This is a genomic window from Nitriliruptor alkaliphilus DSM 45188 (genome assembly GCF_000969705.1).
Taxonomy (GTDB): Bacteria; Actinomycetota; Nitriliruptoria; order Nitriliruptorales; family Nitriliruptoraceae; genus Nitriliruptor; species Nitriliruptor alkaliphilus.
Map to the genome: position 1 here is coordinate 4,591,526 of NZ_KQ033901.1, position 15,972 is coordinate 4,607,497.

Below are 15,972 nucleotides of genomic sequence, written 5' to 3' on the forward strand. Positions count from 1 at the left end.
GGGTCAGCCGCGCTCGACCGCCGCGACGGTCGCGAGCACCTGCTCGATGAGCACTGGCTCCTGCTCCACGTTGTGGAACTCGAGCCAGAGGTCGACCTGCGGGAACGCGTACGTCTCGAGGTTGCCGCCCACCCTGACCCGCTGGCCGTGGATCCCGCTCGGCAGAGTCACGGCGGTGGGTCGCGGTGCGGGCTCCAGGTCGGTCCCGTGCCGTTGCTCCCGAACGAGCTCGGGGACGGTGCTCAGCGGCGCCGCGAGCAGGGATGTGTAGTCAGGGAGCGGTTGACGACACGCGACGACACCCGTCGGGTAGCCGTCCGGGGCGAGGTAGGTGCGGACCCGGTCGAGCCCGTTGTGGCACGGGGAGCCATCGCTCGGTGCCAGCTCGCGGGTGTCCCGATCGGCGGGCACGCCGAAGCTCGCGTCTCCCACCTCGACCTGCTGCCACCCCTCCGGCAGGTCGAGCCGCGCGACCTCGCCGTCAGCCGTCCCGGCATCGTCGGAGCCACCGGGCTGGTCGGCGACGCGGTCCTCGATGATCAGACCACCGGGTCCGACCCCGGGCCACGCCACGACGGCGAGCGGCAGCGCGAGTGCTGCACCGGTCAGGCCGGCGCCACCGCGTCGCCGCCGTGACCGTCGCCGGGACCGCGACGCGATCCGGACCGGATCGACCGGCGTGCTCGGAGCCGCGGCGGTGCGCTCGAGCAGGTCGCGCAGATCAGCGGACACGTCGGACCTCCTCATCATCGTCGTCGGGCGTCCCGGGACCGGCCGGAGCGACGGGCGGGACGTCGGCCACGTCCCCGTCCAGCCGAGCGGCGACTCGAGCTGCGACACCCGCCGCCACCGCTGGTGCGCACGGACGAGCGCCTCCTGGGCGAGCTCCTCGGCAACGGCGTGGTCGCCGACGACGTGGCCCAGCGCCGCGACGAGACGCGGGTGCGCCTCGACGCAGAACGCGTGGAACGCATCGTCCGATCCCACGCCGCTCACACCACCCCTCCGTCGCGCTCCACCCATGACACGCGCGAGCCACCTCCAGCGTGACGCACCGTCGGCTGGACGACCCGGACGACCATCAGCTGCGTGGCGCCGGCGCGTGGATCACGACGGGACGACCGCCGAGGAACTGGGTCGGCGGATCGGGCAGCGTCGTGACCGACCCGCCGGACGCCACACGGTCGGCCGTCACTGCGCACACCGCGGCGTCCAGCACGTCGTCCGGCGCGCACCGCTCCGCTCCGGGGAAGCTCGCCGGCAGCACGACGCCGGCGGCCGTGAGGATCGCGCGCCGCGCTTCCGACCCGGCCCACGAGGTCTTGCGTGGCAGCGCCTCGCCGGCGAGGTGAGCGAAGGCGACCTCCGGGTGCACCTCCAGGACCTCCGCCCCGCCCGCCACGATGGCGTCGATCTCGATCACCTTCGGCAGCAACCGGAACGCCTGGATGCTGACTCCCACCCCCGTGGTGTCCGCGGCCAGCGCCGTAGCCTCGGCGTGCGACACCCCCGGAGCGCCGGCCACGAGGTCGACCACCGCGCGCGGAGGCGCGCTGAAGACCGTGGCCGCACGCCGCCCGAGCACGGCTCTGGCCGCCGCGTCGGCGTCGCGGACCGCCACGTCGAGCAGCCCGATCGGGATGTCCACCGCGGCTGCCTCGTGCGAACCGTCGAGTATGTCGACAGCGCGCGGCACGACGGTCACGGCAGCCACCGCACCGTCGACGAGCTCGACCGCCACCCACCCCTCGCGGCAGCCGTCGAGCCCGACGACCCGCCGGGTCACTCGCGGTAGCGCTTGAGCTCGCGACGGGCGAGCGCCATCTCGTGCACCTCGTCGGGGCCGTCGGCCATGCGCAGCGTGCGGGCGTGGGCCCACATCTGGGCGAGCACGAAGTCATCGGAGAACCCGCCGCCACCGTGGGTCTGGATGGCCTTGTCGAGGACCCACTCAGCCATCGACGGCGCCACGATCTTGATGGCCGAGATCTCCATCCGTGCGCCCTTGTTGCCCACGGTGTCCATGAGCCGTGCGGCCTTCAGCGTCAGCAACCGTGCCTGCTCGATACGCACCCGGGCCTGGGCGAGCCAGTGCTGGAACACCCCTTGGTCGGCGATCGGTCGCCCGAACGGCTCGCGGGTGAGCGCCCGCTCGCACATCAGGTCGAAGGCCCGCTCGGCCATGCCGATCAGCCGCATGCAGTGGTGGATCCGGCCAGGGCCGAGGCGCGCCTGCGCGATCGCGAACCCGTCGCCCTCGTTACCGATCAGGTTGCCGGCCGGGACACGGACGTCGACGAACTCGACCTCGGGGTGGCCGCCGTGCCCGTCGTAGCGCCCGTAGACCGGCAGCTCACGCACCACGCGGACGCCCGGGGTGTCCATGGGGACCAGGATCTGTGACTGCTGGCGGTAGGGCGACTCGTCGGGATCGGTGATCCCCATGAAGATGCCGACCTTGCACCGTGGGCTGGCCGCGCCGGAGGACCACCACTTGCGCCCGTTGATGACGTACTCGTCGCCGTCGCGCTCGATGCGCGAGCCGATGTTGCGCGCGTCCGATGACGCCACGTCCGGCTCGGTCATGAAGAACGCCGACCGGATCTCGCCTTCGAGCAGCGGCGTGAGCCACTCCTCCTGCTGGGCCGGGGTGCCGAACATGTGCAGCACCTCCATGTTGCCCGTGTCCGGCGCCGCGCAGTTGAGCGCCTCCGGCGCCATCAGCACCGAGCGGCCCGTGAGCTCGGCGAGGTGGGCGTAGTCGAGGTTGGTCAGCCCCGCCCCGTGGGTCTCATCTGGGAGGAAGAGGTTCCACAGCCCCCGCTCGCGTGCCTCGGCCTTGAGCTCCTCGAGGATCGCCGGGTGGTGGTGGCGGTCGCCGGACGCCTCGATCTGCTCGTGGTAGGTGGCCTCGTTCGGCAGGATGCGCGTGTCGAGGAGGTCCTGCAGCTCGTCGCGCAGCTGCGCGCCGCGCGGGCTCAGGGACAGGTCGAGGTCGGTCACGGAGGGCTCCCGGGGTCGCCGTAGCTGGGAGCCGCAACGCTAGGGGGTGCGACCGGCGGAGCGTGCCTCGACGAACCCGGTGGCGGCCGCCGTCGCGGCTTCCTCGGCCTGCCGGGCGGCGCGCTGCGCGGCACGGACGGCCCCGCGCCGCGCCTCCCGCAGGGCGTTCCGGCGCGCCTCACGGCGGCGTGCGGGCCCGTGGTCGGGGTCGAGCAGGTACATGGCGCCGGCACCGAGCGCGGCACCGGTGCCGAGGGTGACGAGCGAGCGGACGCGCACGGGAGCTCCAGAGCCACGGATGACGACGGGACCGCGGAGCGTACGTGGCCCCCACGACGCGAGGGAGCCCGCCGGTCGGCGGGCTCCCTCGCGGTGGTGGGTCGACGCGTCAGCGCAGCCCGAGCTGCCGGGAGCAGGACGGCCACGCTTCCCAGCCCTGGCGGGCGTGCAGGCGCTCGGCCATCGCGATCTGGGTCTCGCGGGAGGCCTCATGCGGGTAGCCGGTCCCACCGACCCAACGCCACGAGTCGATGGTGAACTGCAGACCGCCGTAGAAGCCGTTGCCGGTGTTGATGCTCCAGTTGCCACCGGATTCGCACTGCGCGACCCGGTCCCAGACCCCGGCCGAGGCGGCCGCGGCCTCGATCTGCGGCTCCGGCTCAGGCTCGGGCTCTGGTTCCGGCTCGGGCTCGGGTTCCGGCGGCGCCTCGGCGTCCATGGCCGCACGCGCGTCGAGCGCGGCGAACAGCAGCGTGGTGAGCTCGTCGTTCTCGACGCTGACCGGCTCGATCTGGTCGGCGGGCGTCACCACGAGGGTGCGCTCCACCTGCGAGCTGCCGGCGTCCGCGTCGTCGGACGCCTCGCCGGCGCTGGCCGCGAAGGCGGTCGCAGTGCCGAGGGCGACGACCGCCGAGGCGGTCAGCAGCCCGGTGGCGGCGCGGGGGCGCCGGCCGGTCGATGATCGGGTCGTACGCGTGGTCGCGGGAGCACGACGGGACACACGTTCTCCTGGTTCGGGGGCAGGGGGATCCCGGGCGTCCACGGCGCCACAGCGGCGCGCGAGGTGCGGAAGGGGGGACGGCCCGGGGGTTGGCCTGACGAGGCGGACTGTGGAGGTCGGTCGCGCGGCCAGCCACCGTCCGACCCTGGCCGTCCGGGCAACGACCGCTGCGGGAGGTCCGTTCCACCCGGCGAGACACCGCCGGTCGACCAGGGACCCGGGCGTCGAGCGCGCGTGCTTGCTGCTGTGAGCGCATGCTAGCCGAGCGCACAACGCGCGGCGGGACGGGGCCCGTCACGCTCACGTCGCGGGCGCGGCGGTGACGGGTCCGTTACGGTGGACACTTCGTCCCGCGAACCGGACGACTCTGCACGGAGGCCGACGGTGCCCGCACCCCCCGAACCCACCCTCGCCACCCGACCCCGCGGCCGGCTGCTGGCCATCGGCGACGGCAGCAGCCGCGACGCCTTCGGCTCGCGCGAGTGGGGGCTGCTCGCCACCGTGGCCGTGATCTGGGGCTCGTCGTTCCTGTTCATCGACGTCGGCCTGGAGAGCTTCTCGCCGGGTGTGGTGGCGTTGGCACGGGTCGGACTCGGGGCCCTGGCCCTGGCCGTCGTCCCCCGCGCCCGCCGCAGCGTCGAACGCGCCGACCTGCCTCGCATCGCCCTCCTCGGCATCACCTGGATGGGCCTCCCCCTGCTGCTGTTCCCGACGGCGCAACAGTGGATCGACTCGTCCGTGGCCGGGATGCTCAACGCCGCGGTCCCCCTGTCCACCGCCGTCTGGGCTGCAGCGCTGCTCCGCCGGCTGCCGTCGCGGCGGCAGGCGGTCGGCCTGCTGCTCGGGTTCGCGGGGCTCGTGCTGGTCTCGCTACCGGAACTGCCCACCGACCGGCTCGCGACCGAAGGGTCCGGGGCCGCCGTCCTCGGCGTCGGCCTGGTCCTGCTGGCGGTCCTGCTCTACGGCTTGTCGGCCAACCTCGCCGTGCCGCTCCAACAGCGCTACGGGGCGCTGCCGGTCCTGCTGCGGGCCCAGCTGTTCGCCATGATCGTGGTCGTTCCCGTGGGCCTCGCCACGGCCGGCGGTTCCACCTGGTCCTGGTCGTCGGCTCTGGCCATGCTCCCGCTCGGCGTCCTCGGCACGGGGCTCGCGTTCGTGCTCATGACGACCCTCGTCGGCCGCGTCGGCGGGCCACGGGGCTCGATCGCGATCTACTTCACGCCGCTGGTGGCCATCGCCCTCGGCGTCGCCATCCGCGGCGAGGACGTCCACCCGCTGGCCATCGTCGGCTCGCTCCTGGTCATCGGCGGCGCGTGGATCACCTCGCGACGCGTCGAACTGCCCGCCTCACCGGCCGGTCGCGCCTGAACACCCTCAGCCGTCCCCCTCGAGGACGGCCTCGATCCGCTGCACCTTCGTGGCGAGCGCGCCCTCGTGACCCGGACGGTGATCCAACTTCAAGGTGACCGACACCCGCGGTGCGATCTCGGCGCACGTCTCGATGCAGCTGCGCACGACCGCCATCACCTCGTCGTAGGGCCCCTCGACGTTGGTGAACATCGCGTTGGTCTCGTTGGCGAGCCCGCTGTCACGCACGATCCGGACGCAGGCCGCGACCGCGTCCCCGACCGAGTCGGAGCCGCCCATCGGACTGACCGAGAAGGCGACGAGCACGGGCAGGTCGGCGGTCATGTGCAACTCCCCGGGGACGACGGCACCGGTCACGCTAGCCTCGTTGTCCCACCGGAAGCCCTCGGGAAGGTCCGCAGCACCGTGGACACGCTCGGCCGTCGTCGCCGCGGTGGGTCGGTGCGTGTCGCGGTCGTGCTCGCGGCGCTCGTCGCGGGCCTGACCGCCTCGCTGACCGGCGCGCTGGCGGCCACCGACCCGGCCTCGGATCGGCCGACGGTCGGCGTCACCGAGGTGACCGGTGTCATCACGCCGGTGACCGCCGACCACCTCGCCGACACCGTCGAGCGCGCCGCGACCGCGGGCCACGAGGTGCTCGTGGTGCGGTTGGACACGCCAGGTGGCCTGGTCGATTCGACCCGCAAGATCGTGCAGTCCTTCCTGGACGCGCCGCTGCCGGTCGTGGTCCACGTCGCGCCGGCCGGGGCCGACGCTGGGTCCGCCGGCACCTTCGTGACCTACGCCGCGCACATCGCCGCGATGTCGCCCGCCACGACCATCGGTGCCGCCACGCCCGTCGGCGGCCAGGGCGAGGACCTCGACGCGAAGGTGATGGAGAACGCGGCCGCCTTCGCCGAAGCGATCGCGCAGGCACGGGACCGCGACATCGATCTGGCCGTCCAGGCGGTCCGCGAGGGACGGTCCGTCACGGCCGACGTCGCGCTCGAGGAGGGTGGCATCGATCTGATCGTGGGCTCGACGGCCGATCTGCTCGACGAGATCGACGGCACCGAGGTCGAGGTCCGCGGCGACACGGTCACCCTCACCACCGCTGGTGCGGAGCTGGTCGAACTGCCCGTCGGGACCTCGCGCCGCATCCTCGGGTTCCTCGCCGACCCCAACCTCGCCTTCATCTTCCTGTCGCTCGGGACGCTGGCGATCCTCTACGAGATCGCCAACCCCGGCATCGGGCTCGGCGGGGTGATCGGCGTGTCCGCCATCGTGCTGGCGATGTTCGCGTTCGCGGTCCTGCCGGTGAACGCGGTCGGGATCGTGCTGCTGATCCTCGCCGCGGCGATGTTCATCGCCGAGCTGTTCGCCCCGGGCATCGGTGCGGGAGCAGGCGGTGGCACGGCCGCGTTGCTGCTCGGCGGGCTGTTCCTGTTCCCCGCCGACAGCGGTCTCGGGGTCGACCTCGCCGTGCTGCTGCCCACGGTGATCACCGTCGGCGTGCTCGCCGTCGTGGCCGGCCGCTTCGCCGCACGGACCCGGCACGCACCCAAGATCAGCTACGCCGAGCACATGACCGGCCGGACCGTGGTGGTCACCGGGGTCGCCGGTGGCCGTCCTCAGGCACAGCTCGACGGGACCTGGTGGCGGCTACGGCCGGCGCCGGGCACCGCACCCCTGCGCGACGGCGACGAGGTGACCATCGTCGACCGCGACAACCTCGAACTGCTCGTCGCCCCGGCGGAGGGAAGCACGGCCGCCGTGCCCGACCCCACCGCCGACACCGAACCCTCGTAGTCGCAGAAGGAGCCTCCCGTGGACCCCCTGCTCGTCGGCACCATGATCGCCGTCGTGATCCTCGTCGGCGTGCTGGTGTCCGCCATCCGGATCGTGGACGAGTACGAGCGCGGCGTGATCTTCCGGCTCGGACGCGTCATGGGCGCCAAAGGCCCGGGGTTGTTCTTCCTCGTCCCGATCATCGACAAGATGGTGAAGGTCAACCTCCAGACCGTGACCATGGACGTCCCGCCGCAGGACATCATCACCAAGGACAACGTGACCGTGAAGGTCAGCGCCGTGTCCTACTTCAACGTGGTCGAGCCGGTCGCGGCGGTCGTCAACATCCAGAACTACCTGTTCGGTACCTCGCAGGTCGCCCAGACCACGCTCCGCTCGGTCCTCGGCCAGGTCGAGCTCGACGAGCTGCTGATCAACCGCGACGAGATCAACAGCCGCCTGCAGGCCATCATCGACGACCTCACCCAGCCGTGGGGTGTGAAGGTGACCCTCGTCGAGGTCAAGGACGTCGAACTGCCCGAGACGATGCGTCGCGCCATGGCCCGTCAGGCGGAGGCCGAACGCGACCGTCGCGCGAAGGTCATCCACGCCGAGGGTGAGTTCGAGGCGGCCAAGCGGCTCGCCGAGGCGGCCGCCGTCATGGCCACCGAGCCGGGCGCGATGCAGCTGCGGTTGCTGTCGACCCTCGCCGACGTCACCGAGGAGAAGAGTTCCACCCTGGTGTTCCCCGTCCCGATCGAGCTGCTCCGGTTCGTCGACCGCGCCGCGGGTGGCCGCGCCGAGGGCGACGACGTCACCCCGAGCTCCTGGCGCGGCGACGCCGCGCGAGGCGCGGAGGGCGGCGACCGGGCCTGACCGACCGCGCCCTACCCTCTCGCCGTCCCCTCGACGTGCGAGCTGACCTCCCGTGACCCTCTTCCACCGCGTGCTCGGCAGCATCATCGTGCTGCTGTTCGTCGTGATCGTCGTGTGGGGCCTCGTGCTGCGGGTGCTCGGTCGTCGCGACACCCCGGCGGCCCTGTGGGCCGTCCAGCACTGGACCGAGAACCTCCTCGTCGTGCAGACGGTCGTCGGGATCGTGCTGCTGCTGATGGGGCGGCGCGCCCCCGGCGCCGAGCTGCCGTGGTTCCACTACCTGTACGGCTCGCTGTTCCCTCTGATCGCCGTGGTCGGTGGACGCCTGGCGGGACTGCGCCGCGAGGACCGCGAGTACATCGGCCTCGTGTGGGGTGGGTTCATCGCGTTCGGTCTGACGCTGCGGGCGGTGCAGACCGGTTGCGGCCTGGAGGTGCCCCTGCGGGCCTGCCTCGGCTTGTGACGCAACCGGCGCCGGCGGCCCCGTCCGGTCGGCCGCGCACCTGGGAAGGGTTACCCGGTTCGCGGCGTTCCTGAAGCGAACCCCTCCCGCATCCGAACCCCCAGAGGCTCCCGTGACCCGCCGCTTCGCCCTCACCTTCGACTACCTGTGCCCGTTCGCTCGGAACGCCAACGAGCACGTGATCGCCGCCCTCCAGGCCGGCGCCGACTGGGACGTGACCTTCACGCCCTACAGCCTGGCGCAGGGGCACGTCCCCGAAGGCGACCAGGCCGTCTGGGACCGCGAGGCGCCGTACGCGGAGTCCGGGATCCTGGCGCTCGCGGTCGGGCTGGTCGTGCGTGACCACCACGCCGAGCGGTTCCTCGACGTGCACCGCGGCCTGTTCGCCGTCCGCCACGACAGCGGCCTCGACCTCAAGGATCCCGCGGCGCTACGCACCGCGCTGACCGACGCCGGCCTCGACGCCGAGGACGTGCTCGATCGCGCCCAGAGCGTCGCCGTCCTCAAGCAGCTACAGGGCGAGCACGACGCCGGTGTCGAGGACCACGCGGTGTGGGGCGTGCCGACCTTCATCGGCAGCGACCGGGCCGTTTTCGTGCGCCTGATGGACCGCCCCGACGGCGACGCCGAGCACGCCACCCGCAGCATCGAACGCGTCCTCGACCTCGTCGAGGAGTTCCCGACCCTCCACGAGTTCAAGCAGACCGATCTGCCGAGGTGACGCCCTCGGCTCGGCGTCACTCGACGCCGAGCAGCTCCTTGGCGCGGTCGACCTCGTCGCACACGATGACCAGCCTGCTGCCGCCGGCGATGTAGGCCTGCTCGATGTTGATCCCGGCATCGGCCAGCGTCCGGGTGGCCCGACCCAGGTGACCTGGCTCGTCCGGCAGCGGCACCACGACCACACGCCGGGCCGCCCTGACGTCGAAGCCCGCCCCCTGGAGCACCTCGAGCGCCTCCTCGGCCTTGTCCACCAGCAGGTGCACGATGCCCTTGCCCTGGCCCGTGAACGCGCTGATCGCCTCGATGTTGATGCCCGCTTCACCGAGCGTCTCGCCGAGCTCCGCGACCACCCCGGGGCGGTCCTCGGGGATGATCACCAGGTCCTTGCGCACGTCGTTGCTCCCTCGTCGCGGAACGTCAGCCTAGGTCCGCCGAGCGTGCCGATGTGCGGCGGTCGTGCGGCCGCGCGTGGAGGCAGGGCAGCGTTCGGCAGGGCGGTGCAGCAGAGCTACACTCCCTCGCCGACCCGCAACTCGGGTCCTTTCCGGGGTAGCTCAGTTGGCAGAGCGCTCGACTGTTAATCGAGTTGTCGCCGGTTCGAGCCCGGCCCCCGGAGCGCTTCGATCGGGCCACCGGCACGTGCCGGTGGCCCGCTCGCCGTCTCGGCCCCGGACGGCTCGTGCGGCGCCGTGAGTAGCGCATCCATGAGCGCCAGCCCCTGCCGGTGGGTGTCGGCACTGTGGTACGCGACGTGGGCGCAGCCGTGGACGTGCTTGTTGTGCCGGATCGACGCATCGGGTGCCGCCCGGTAGGGCTTGCCGAACTGGGAAACCGGTACCCCCGTCACCTCGGCCCAGTGCGCCTCAGCCGCGACGAGGTCGAGCCCGGCGTGTAGGTAGAGCGTGACGCGCAGGCGGTCCTCGTCCACCTCGAAGAACCGACGCAGCCAACGACAGAACAGGGCGACCATCCGTGGGTCGCTGTTGGCGAACCGCACCGAGCTCTGTGTCTTGCTGCCGTCGCCGGCGTAGAGCCCGAGGCCCGCGTGGAGCAGCGCGAGGTCATCGAGCGTGCCGATGCGGTCGACGGCTTCGCAGCGCAACTGCTCGATCCGCTCGAGCTTGCGGCGGCGGAGCGGGTGGTCGCTGCCCCGCGGTCGGCGATCGGTCCTCGCGCTGCGGCGTGCCGTCGGGTCGAACGGCACGTCTCGGGTCCACAGCGACACCGAGCTCTTCGAAACGCCGAGGTGCTCGGCGATCTCGGGCATGGTCCACGCCTGGGCGCGCAGCTCCCGGGCGCGAGCCTTCTCGTGCAGCTTCCCGCGGTAGCCCGCGGGTCGTCCTCTCCCCGCCCCCACGGGGTTGGCGTGACCTGGTGGTCACGTCGCGGACCGTACCGAGGGACCGTGACACCGCCAGGACCGGGAGCGTCGGTCAGCCGTGGGCCACCACCTCGAACGAGGCATCGACGGACAGGGTGGTGACCGCGTCGCCCTCGACCGACGCCGTCTTGGTCACCCGGTAGGTCCCCGGTTCGGGTGTGATCTCCCGTCGGAACTGGCCGGGCCAAGCCGGGACCTCACCCTCGGGGGTCGACTGGCCCGGTCCGAGGCCGAGCCCGACGGCGGGCACCTCCGGCGTGAAGACCTGCACCCACGTGGTGCCGTCCCAGCGCTCGATGACGTAGTCGAGGCCGGTGAGCAGGTCGAGCTCTCCGATGTTGTCCAGCGTGATCGAGACGTCCTCGTCCGGCTCGATCCGTTCGGGCTCCACGCGCAGCCGCATCCCCGCCTCACCGGCGGGTGTCCGCACGACGACGACGGGCTGTGCGTCGTCCGGCGGGGCCTGCTGCTCCGTCGCGTCAACGCCGCCGTCCCCCGACCCACCTTCGGGCGTGCAGGCACCAAGCGACACCGCGAGCAGGCACAGCGACACCACGACCCGCAGTAACACGTGCGACCCCCTCGCTCGTCACCCCGTGGGACGCCCCCACGCCGCCGCGGGTTCCCTCACCGGCAGCTTGGCGGTCCAGCACCGGACATGCCTCGGATCAGTGTCGATGCGCAGCACCTGGGCCACCGTGCCGGAAGGCAGACGAACGCTTCGTGTCAGGCGCAGCCCGACGGCGGACCCGAGCTCGGCGAACTCCGTTCGGGTGCGTTCCCAACCACCAACAGTCAACGGCAGATCGGCCCGGGCGGTGAACTCGTCGCGAGGCCGAGGATCCGGTCGGCCCTCCACGATGATCACGCGTGACCGATCAGCGTCTCGAGCGCCCATCGCCGTTGCCACCGTCGCTGCGGTCGGGACTTCCCGACGTCATGGGTGCACGCTCCCGTGTGCCCGGGAAGCACGTCGCGGACGATCGCTGCATCGGATGTCGACACCGGGAGGCGGGCATGGACGAGGCACGGACGGTTGGGGCGGGTCGGGCGCTCGTGGTGGCCGGCGTCGTGTGGTCGCTCATGGCCGTGGTGCAGTTCCGTCTCGGCCTGTTCGACCACTCGGCCGGCGGGGCCTATCTCGCGCACCAGGCGGTCGCGGTGGTCGCCCTGGGCCTGATCGTTGGAGCGCTGTGGCTGCTGGTGCGGGCGCGGATCGCTGGCGACGGTCGCTACGCACGGACGGTCCTGGTGCTGTTCGCGGGTGGTTGGCTGCTGATCCTCCTGGGCGGGTTGTCGAACCTGGCCAGTGGTGACGGCACCGGTCCGCTGGCGACGGTCGGGATGGTGCTTCCTGCCGTCGGGGGCGCGCTCAACGGGCTCACTGGTCTCCTGGCCGGGATCGCGGTGGCACGTGCGGGCCGTTTACCGGGGTGGCGCCGATGGAGTGTGCTGGTCTACGCCCTCTACTACCTCGCCGTCCTGTGGCTGCCGGTGGCGATCACGGGCCAGCCGCCGTCGATGCTGCCCGAGATCGGCTGGGGCCTGGCCTGGATCCTCGTCGGTGTCGCGGCGATGAACACACGACGGGACGTTCGCGCGACGACAGCCGCGGTGACATGATGTCGCGGTGAACGGTGACGTGGGCCGGCGAGTCCGGTCGGGTTGGCGCACCACGGCTCTCGGGGCGCTGGTGATGCTGGCTGCTGCGGCCGCCGCGGCCGCGGTCATCGGCGCCGTCTGGGCCGGGATGTCGTGGCAGGACCTGGTGGCGTCCTACCTCGTGACCAACCTCGCCATCGCGGTTGGCTTCGCCTCGTGCGGCACGGTGGTGGCTGCGTACCGGCCGAGTAACCCCGTCGGGTGGTTGATGTTGGCGGCCGGTCTGGCGCAGGGCACGACCGCAGCGGTCACCCCGCTGCTGGTGGCGGGCGGGGAGCGGGGGTGGTCCGCGGCGGCGATGGCGGCACTGGCTCTGGCCTACGCCTACGGCTGGCCCTGGTCGATCGGGCTCGCCCTGCCTCTCGCGCTGCTGCTGTTCCCCGACGGGAACCTGCCAGGGCGGAGGTGGTGGTGGGCCGTCGCGTGGCTGCTGGTCGTGGGGTGCGCCTTCGTGGTGATGATGGGTTCGGAGCCTGGCAACGTCGTGCTGGGCGACGGCACGGTGGTTCCGCATCCGCTGTCGCTGGCTGCCCACGACCGGCTCGCACCACTGTGGGCGGGCGTCGGACTGGCGATGCTCGGTTCGTATGCCACCGCCTTCGCGGCGCTCGTGGTCCGCTACCGGCGCGGGGACGAGACGCGACGGCGACAGCTGCTGTGGCTGCTGTTCGGCACCGCGGCGGCGATCGTCGTGCCCCTGCCCACCACCCAGTTCGGTGCCGGACCGATCCTGCTGATCCTGGCGATCTGCCTGGTACCCGCGTCGATCGCGGTGGCGATCGTGCGACACAACCTGCTCGACATCCGCCTCGTGGTTTCCCGTGCCGCCCAATGGGGGGCGCTGAGCGTCGGCGTGATCGCCGTGTACATCGGGCTCGTGGCGGTCTTCGGGCAGCTGCTGAGCCAGCGCGTCAGCGCAGTCGCCGCCGCGCTCGCGGTCGCCTTCGCGTTCAACCCGGCCCGGCTCGTGGCACAGCGGCTGGTCGACCGGCTGTTCTACGGCCACGCCCACGATCCAGTACGAGCGATCGCCCAGGTCGAGGGTCACCTGGGCCGGAGCCACGACCTGGCCGGGCTACTCGAGGCGATCCGTGACGCCCTGCGGGTCCCGTTCGTGCAGCTTCGCACCGACGAGCTCCTCCTGATGTCGGGCGAGAAGCCCGGTGACGTGCACACGATCCCATTGGTGTCCGCCCAGAACCAGGTGGGCGAGCTCACGATCGGGCTGCGCACAGGCGAACACCGGCTGCAGGACCGTGACCGCCGGCTACTGGACCTGCTCGCTGGGCCGCTGGCCGTGGCTGTCCACGCCACGGAACTCACCGCCCGACTGCAACGGTCACAGGAACGCCTCATCGAGGCACGCGAGGACGAGCGCCAACGGCTGCGGCGTGACCTACACGACGGTCTCGGTCCACAGCTGACCGGCGTCACCTTCAAGGCTGACGCCGCCCGGAACCTGCTCACCACCGACCCGCAGCGTGCGGAGAGGCTGCTGGGCGAGGTGCAGGCCGATGTCCGGACGGCCATCACCGACATCCGCCGTCTCATCTATGCGCTGCGCCCTTCGGCCCTCGATGAGCTCGGCCTGGTCGGGGCGCTCGAGCAGCGTGTGCACGACCTGGGCGCCGGTGCAGGCCACGGCGGGCCCAAGATCCGCCTGGAGGCACCGGCCCGCCTCCCCGCACTGCCCCTCGGTGTCGAGCTCGCCGCCTACCGGATCGCGGTCGAGGCGCTCACCAACGCGGCCCGACACGCACGTGCGCGTCAGGTCGTCATCGCGGTCCGCGTCGACGGGGACCTCCACCTCGAGATCGTCGACGATGGCCCCGGCAGGGACGGTTGTTGGCGGCCGGGGGTCGGCCTCTCCGCGATGTACGAGCGGGTCGCCGAGCTGGGCGGCTCGCTGACGGCTGGCCCCGGCAGGGAGGGTGGACGTGTCATCGCCACCATCCCGGTGGGGCAACCGTGAACCTCCCGGTGCGCGTCCTGATCGTCGACGACCACCCCGTGGTCCGCGACGGGCTGCGGGCGCTCCTCGGCTCCACCACCGACTTCGAGGTGGTAGGGGAGGCGGCCGGGGGCCTCGCCGCGATCCGGGAGGCCAGGACACACCGTCCCGACGTGGTGATCATGGACGTCCATCTGCCGGACCTCGACGGTGTGGAGGCGACGCGTCGCCTGCGGCGCGTCGTCCCCGAGTCGGCGGTGCTCGTCCTGAGCATGCTCGAGGACGACGACACCGTCTTCGCGGCCATGCGCGCCGGTGCCTGTGGCTACCTCGTCAAGGGCGCCTCGCAGGGGGACATCGAGCACGCCATCCAGGCCGTCGCTGCGGGTGGCGCCTTCCTAGGGCCGCAGGTGGCTCGCCGCATCCTCGGCCTGCTGACCGACCCGCGACGTGACGAGCCTCCCTTCCCGGAGCTCACGCCCCGCGAGTTCGAAGTGCTCGACCTGATCGCCACCGGCCTGTCCAACCCACAGATCGCGACACGGCTGTACATCTCCGGCAAGACGGTCAGCAATCACGTCTCCAACATCTTCGCCAAGCTGCAGCTGCCCGACCGTGCCACGGCGATCGTACGGGCGCGCGAAGCAGGACTGGGACACGGCTGACGCGCGCAGCGGGCACCTGGCAACCTCGACACGAGGTTCGACACCGGCAGTTCCCCGCGTACTCGAGGTGCGGGCTCGGTGTGATCGCTTCGGCCTACCTCATCGCCACCCGCTGACGCGCTCAGCCGGGGGTGAGGACGAGCTTGCCGAACAGGTCGCCCTCGATCATGCGCTCGAAGGCCTGTCGCCCGTCGGTCATCGCGTAGGTGTCGTCGATCAGGGGCCGGACGCCCGTCGCGTCGAGCATGGCGACCAACCGCTCGAGCTCCTGCTTGGTGCCCATCGTCGACCCGATCACCTCGAGCTGGCGGTAGAAGACCCGGCCCAGATCCGCTGGCGGGTTCGGGCCGCTGGTCGCCCCGACCACCACGACCCGCCCACCGGCACGCAGCGCCCGCAGCGAGTGCTTCCAGGTGGCGTCCCCGACCGACTCCATCACGGCGTCGACCTTGTGGGGGAGGCGGTCACCCGAGCCGACCGCGAGATGGGCACCGAGCTCCTCGGCGCGGGCGAGCTTGTCCTCATCGCGGGAGGTGACGGTCACGTGGAGGCCGGCGGCGCGAGCGAGCAGGATCAACGCGGTCGAGACGCCCCCGCCGGCCCCCTGGATCAGGACCCGCTCCCCCGGGCGCAGGTCCCCCCGGGTGAACAGCATCCGGTAGGCCGTCAGGTAGGCCACCGGGAGGCAGGCGGCCTCCGCGAACGAGAGCGACGCCGGCTTGTCGATCAGGTTCCGGGACGGGACGGCGACACGCTCGGCGAACGTGCCGTCGTAGCGCTCCGACAGGATGGAGAAGTCGCTCGCCAGGGTCTCGTCGCCCCCGTCGGGGTCGGCGACCACCGCGTGGACGATGACCTCACGCCCGTCGGCGGTCACGCCGGCGCCATCGCAGCCGATCACGATGGGCAGGCGCTCCTCGGCGATGCCGACGCCGCGCAGCGTCCACACGTCGTGGTGGTTGAGACCGGCGGCGCGGACCTCGACGACCTCCCACCCTGCGGGCGGCGAGGGATCGGGACGCTCCCCCAGCACGAGGGCTGCGAGCGGGTCGTCCGGGGACGGGTGCGATGCGGTGATGGCGAACATGCGCGCACCCTAGTGAGCGCCCCACG

Annotated in this window: 17 protein-coding genes and 1 tRNA gene; 9 read left to right on the plus strand and 9 right to left on the minus strand. The window is 72.1% G+C overall.

Features of this window, described 5'->3' with window-relative positions:
* Positions 1 to 3 precede the first annotated feature (3 nt).
* From NITAL_RS21170 to NITAL_RS29270, 5 genes are all read right to left on the minus strand, one after another.
* Complete coding sequence (locus NITAL_RS21170) at positions 4 to 996, minus strand: sigma factor (RefSeq protein WP_052668323.1); 993 nt, start codon at positions 994 to 996, stop codon at positions 4 to 6.
* 85 nt (positions 997 to 1,081) lie between these two features.
* Complete coding sequence (locus NITAL_RS21175; RefSeq protein ID WP_052668324.1) at positions 1,082 to 1,786, minus strand: DUF429 domain-containing protein; 705 nt, start codon at positions 1,784 to 1,786, stop codon at positions 1,082 to 1,084.
* On the minus strand, positions 1,783 to 3,003 hold the full coding sequence (locus NITAL_RS21180) for an acyl-CoA dehydrogenase family protein (RefSeq protein WP_052668325.1): 1,221 nt from the start codon (positions 3,001 to 3,003) through the stop codon (positions 1,783 to 1,785). Before NITAL_RS21180 ends, NITAL_RS21175 begins: the two co-directional genes overlap by 4 nt.
* Before the next feature lie 39 nt (positions 3,004 to 3,042).
* The gene (locus NITAL_RS21185; protein ID WP_052668326.1) at positions 3,043 to 3,282 is read right to left on the minus strand and encodes a hypothetical protein; all 240 of its coding nucleotides are present in this window, start codon (positions 3,280 to 3,282) and stop codon (positions 3,043 to 3,045) included.
* 109 nt (positions 3,283 to 3,391) lie between these two features.
* Positions 3,392 to 4,003 carry a transglycosylase family protein gene (locus tag NITAL_RS29270; protein ID WP_281175557.1) on the minus strand — a complete coding sequence of 204 codons (612 nt, stop codon included), beginning with the start codon at positions 4,001 to 4,003 and terminating at the stop codon, positions 3,392 to 3,394.
* Positions 4,004 to 4,387: 384 nt separating this feature from the next.
* Between NITAL_RS29270 and NITAL_RS21195 the strand changes: the two genes are divergently transcribed.
* Positions 4,388 to 5,371, plus strand: a complete 984-nt coding sequence (locus tag NITAL_RS21195) for a DMT family transporter (protein WP_052668327.1) — start codon at positions 4,388 to 4,390, stop codon at positions 5,369 to 5,371.
* Between the two features lie 6 nt (positions 5,372 to 5,377).
* Here NITAL_RS21195 and NITAL_RS21200 read toward each other — a convergent pair whose 3' ends face one another.
* Positions 5,378 to 5,677, minus strand: coding sequence for an MTH1187 family thiamine-binding protein (locus NITAL_RS21200; RefSeq protein ID WP_052669905.1), 300 nt, complete (start codon positions 5,675 to 5,677; stop codon positions 5,378 to 5,380).
* Positions 5,678 to 5,812: 135 nt separating this feature from the next.
* On the opposite strand from NITAL_RS21200, the gene NITAL_RS21205 reads away from it, so the two are divergent.
* The 4 genes from NITAL_RS21205 (at position 5,813) to NITAL_RS21220 (ending at position 9,198) form a co-directional block, all read left to right on the plus strand.
* Positions 5,813 to 7,159, plus strand: a complete 1,347-nt coding sequence (locus NITAL_RS21205; RefSeq protein WP_157042010.1) for an NfeD family protein — start codon at positions 5,813 to 5,815, stop codon at positions 7,157 to 7,159.
* Positions 7,160 to 7,201: 42 nt separating this feature from the next.
* A complete protein-coding gene (locus tag NITAL_RS21210; protein WP_083442276.1) occupies positions 7,202 to 8,014 on the plus strand; it encodes an SPFH domain-containing protein in 813 nt (270 codons plus the stop codon).
* Positions 8,015 to 8,066: 52 nt separating this feature from the next.
* Positions 8,067 to 8,477, plus strand: coding sequence for a hypothetical protein (locus NITAL_RS21215; protein ID WP_052668329.1), 411 nt, complete (start codon positions 8,067 to 8,069; stop codon positions 8,475 to 8,477).
* Positions 8,478 to 8,589: 112 nt separating this feature from the next.
* The gene (locus NITAL_RS21220) at positions 8,590 to 9,198 is read left to right on the plus strand and encodes a DsbA family protein (protein ID WP_052668330.1); all 609 of its coding nucleotides are present in this window, start codon (positions 8,590 to 8,592) and stop codon (positions 9,196 to 9,198) included.
* 16 nt (positions 9,199 to 9,214) lie between these two features.
* Here the strand turns inward: NITAL_RS21220 and NITAL_RS21225 are convergent, their stop codons facing one another.
* Positions 9,215 to 9,592, minus strand: a complete 378-nt coding sequence (locus NITAL_RS21225) for an ACT domain-containing protein (RefSeq protein ID WP_052668331.1) — start codon at positions 9,590 to 9,592, stop codon at positions 9,215 to 9,217.
* 151 nt (positions 9,593 to 9,743) lie between these two features.
* Between NITAL_RS21225 and NITAL_RS21230 the strand changes: the two genes are divergently transcribed.
* Positions 9,744 to 9,816: transfer RNA gene (locus NITAL_RS21230), tRNA-Asn, on the plus strand.
* Between the two features lie 817 nt (positions 9,817 to 10,633).
* Here NITAL_RS21230 and NITAL_RS21240 read toward each other — a convergent pair.
* The gene (locus NITAL_RS21240) at positions 10,634 to 11,152 is read right to left on the minus strand and encodes an immunoglobulin-like domain-containing protein (RefSeq protein ID WP_157042011.1); all 519 of its coding nucleotides are present in this window, start codon (positions 11,150 to 11,152) and stop codon (positions 10,634 to 10,636) included.
* Between the two features lie 446 nt (positions 11,153 to 11,598).
* On the opposite strand from NITAL_RS21240, the gene NITAL_RS21245 reads away from it, so the two are divergent.
* From NITAL_RS21245 to NITAL_RS21255, 3 genes are read left to right on the plus strand one after another with little or no spacing between them, the layout of a single operon-like run.
* Complete coding sequence (locus NITAL_RS21245; RefSeq protein ID WP_052668334.1) at positions 11,599 to 12,204, plus strand: hypothetical protein; 606 nt, start codon at positions 11,599 to 11,601, stop codon at positions 12,202 to 12,204.
* Positions 12,205 to 12,211: 7 nt separating this feature from the next.
* Positions 12,212 to 14,215, plus strand: coding sequence for a sensor histidine kinase (locus tag NITAL_RS21250; protein WP_052668335.1), 2,004 nt, complete (start codon positions 12,212 to 12,214; stop codon positions 14,213 to 14,215).
* Positions 14,212 to 14,859, plus strand: a complete 648-nt coding sequence (locus NITAL_RS21255; protein WP_052668336.1) for a response regulator — start codon at positions 14,212 to 14,214, stop codon at positions 14,857 to 14,859. The genes NITAL_RS21250 and NITAL_RS21255 overlap by 4 nt, the downstream gene beginning before the upstream one ends.
* 121 nt (positions 14,860 to 14,980) lie before the next feature.
* Here NITAL_RS21255 and NITAL_RS21260 read toward each other — a convergent pair whose 3' ends face one another.
* On the minus strand, positions 14,981 to 15,946 hold the full coding sequence (locus NITAL_RS21260) for a zinc-binding dehydrogenase (RefSeq protein WP_052668337.1): 966 nt from the start codon (positions 15,944 to 15,946) through the stop codon (positions 14,981 to 14,983).
* Positions 15,947 to 15,972: the final 26 nt, after the last annotated feature.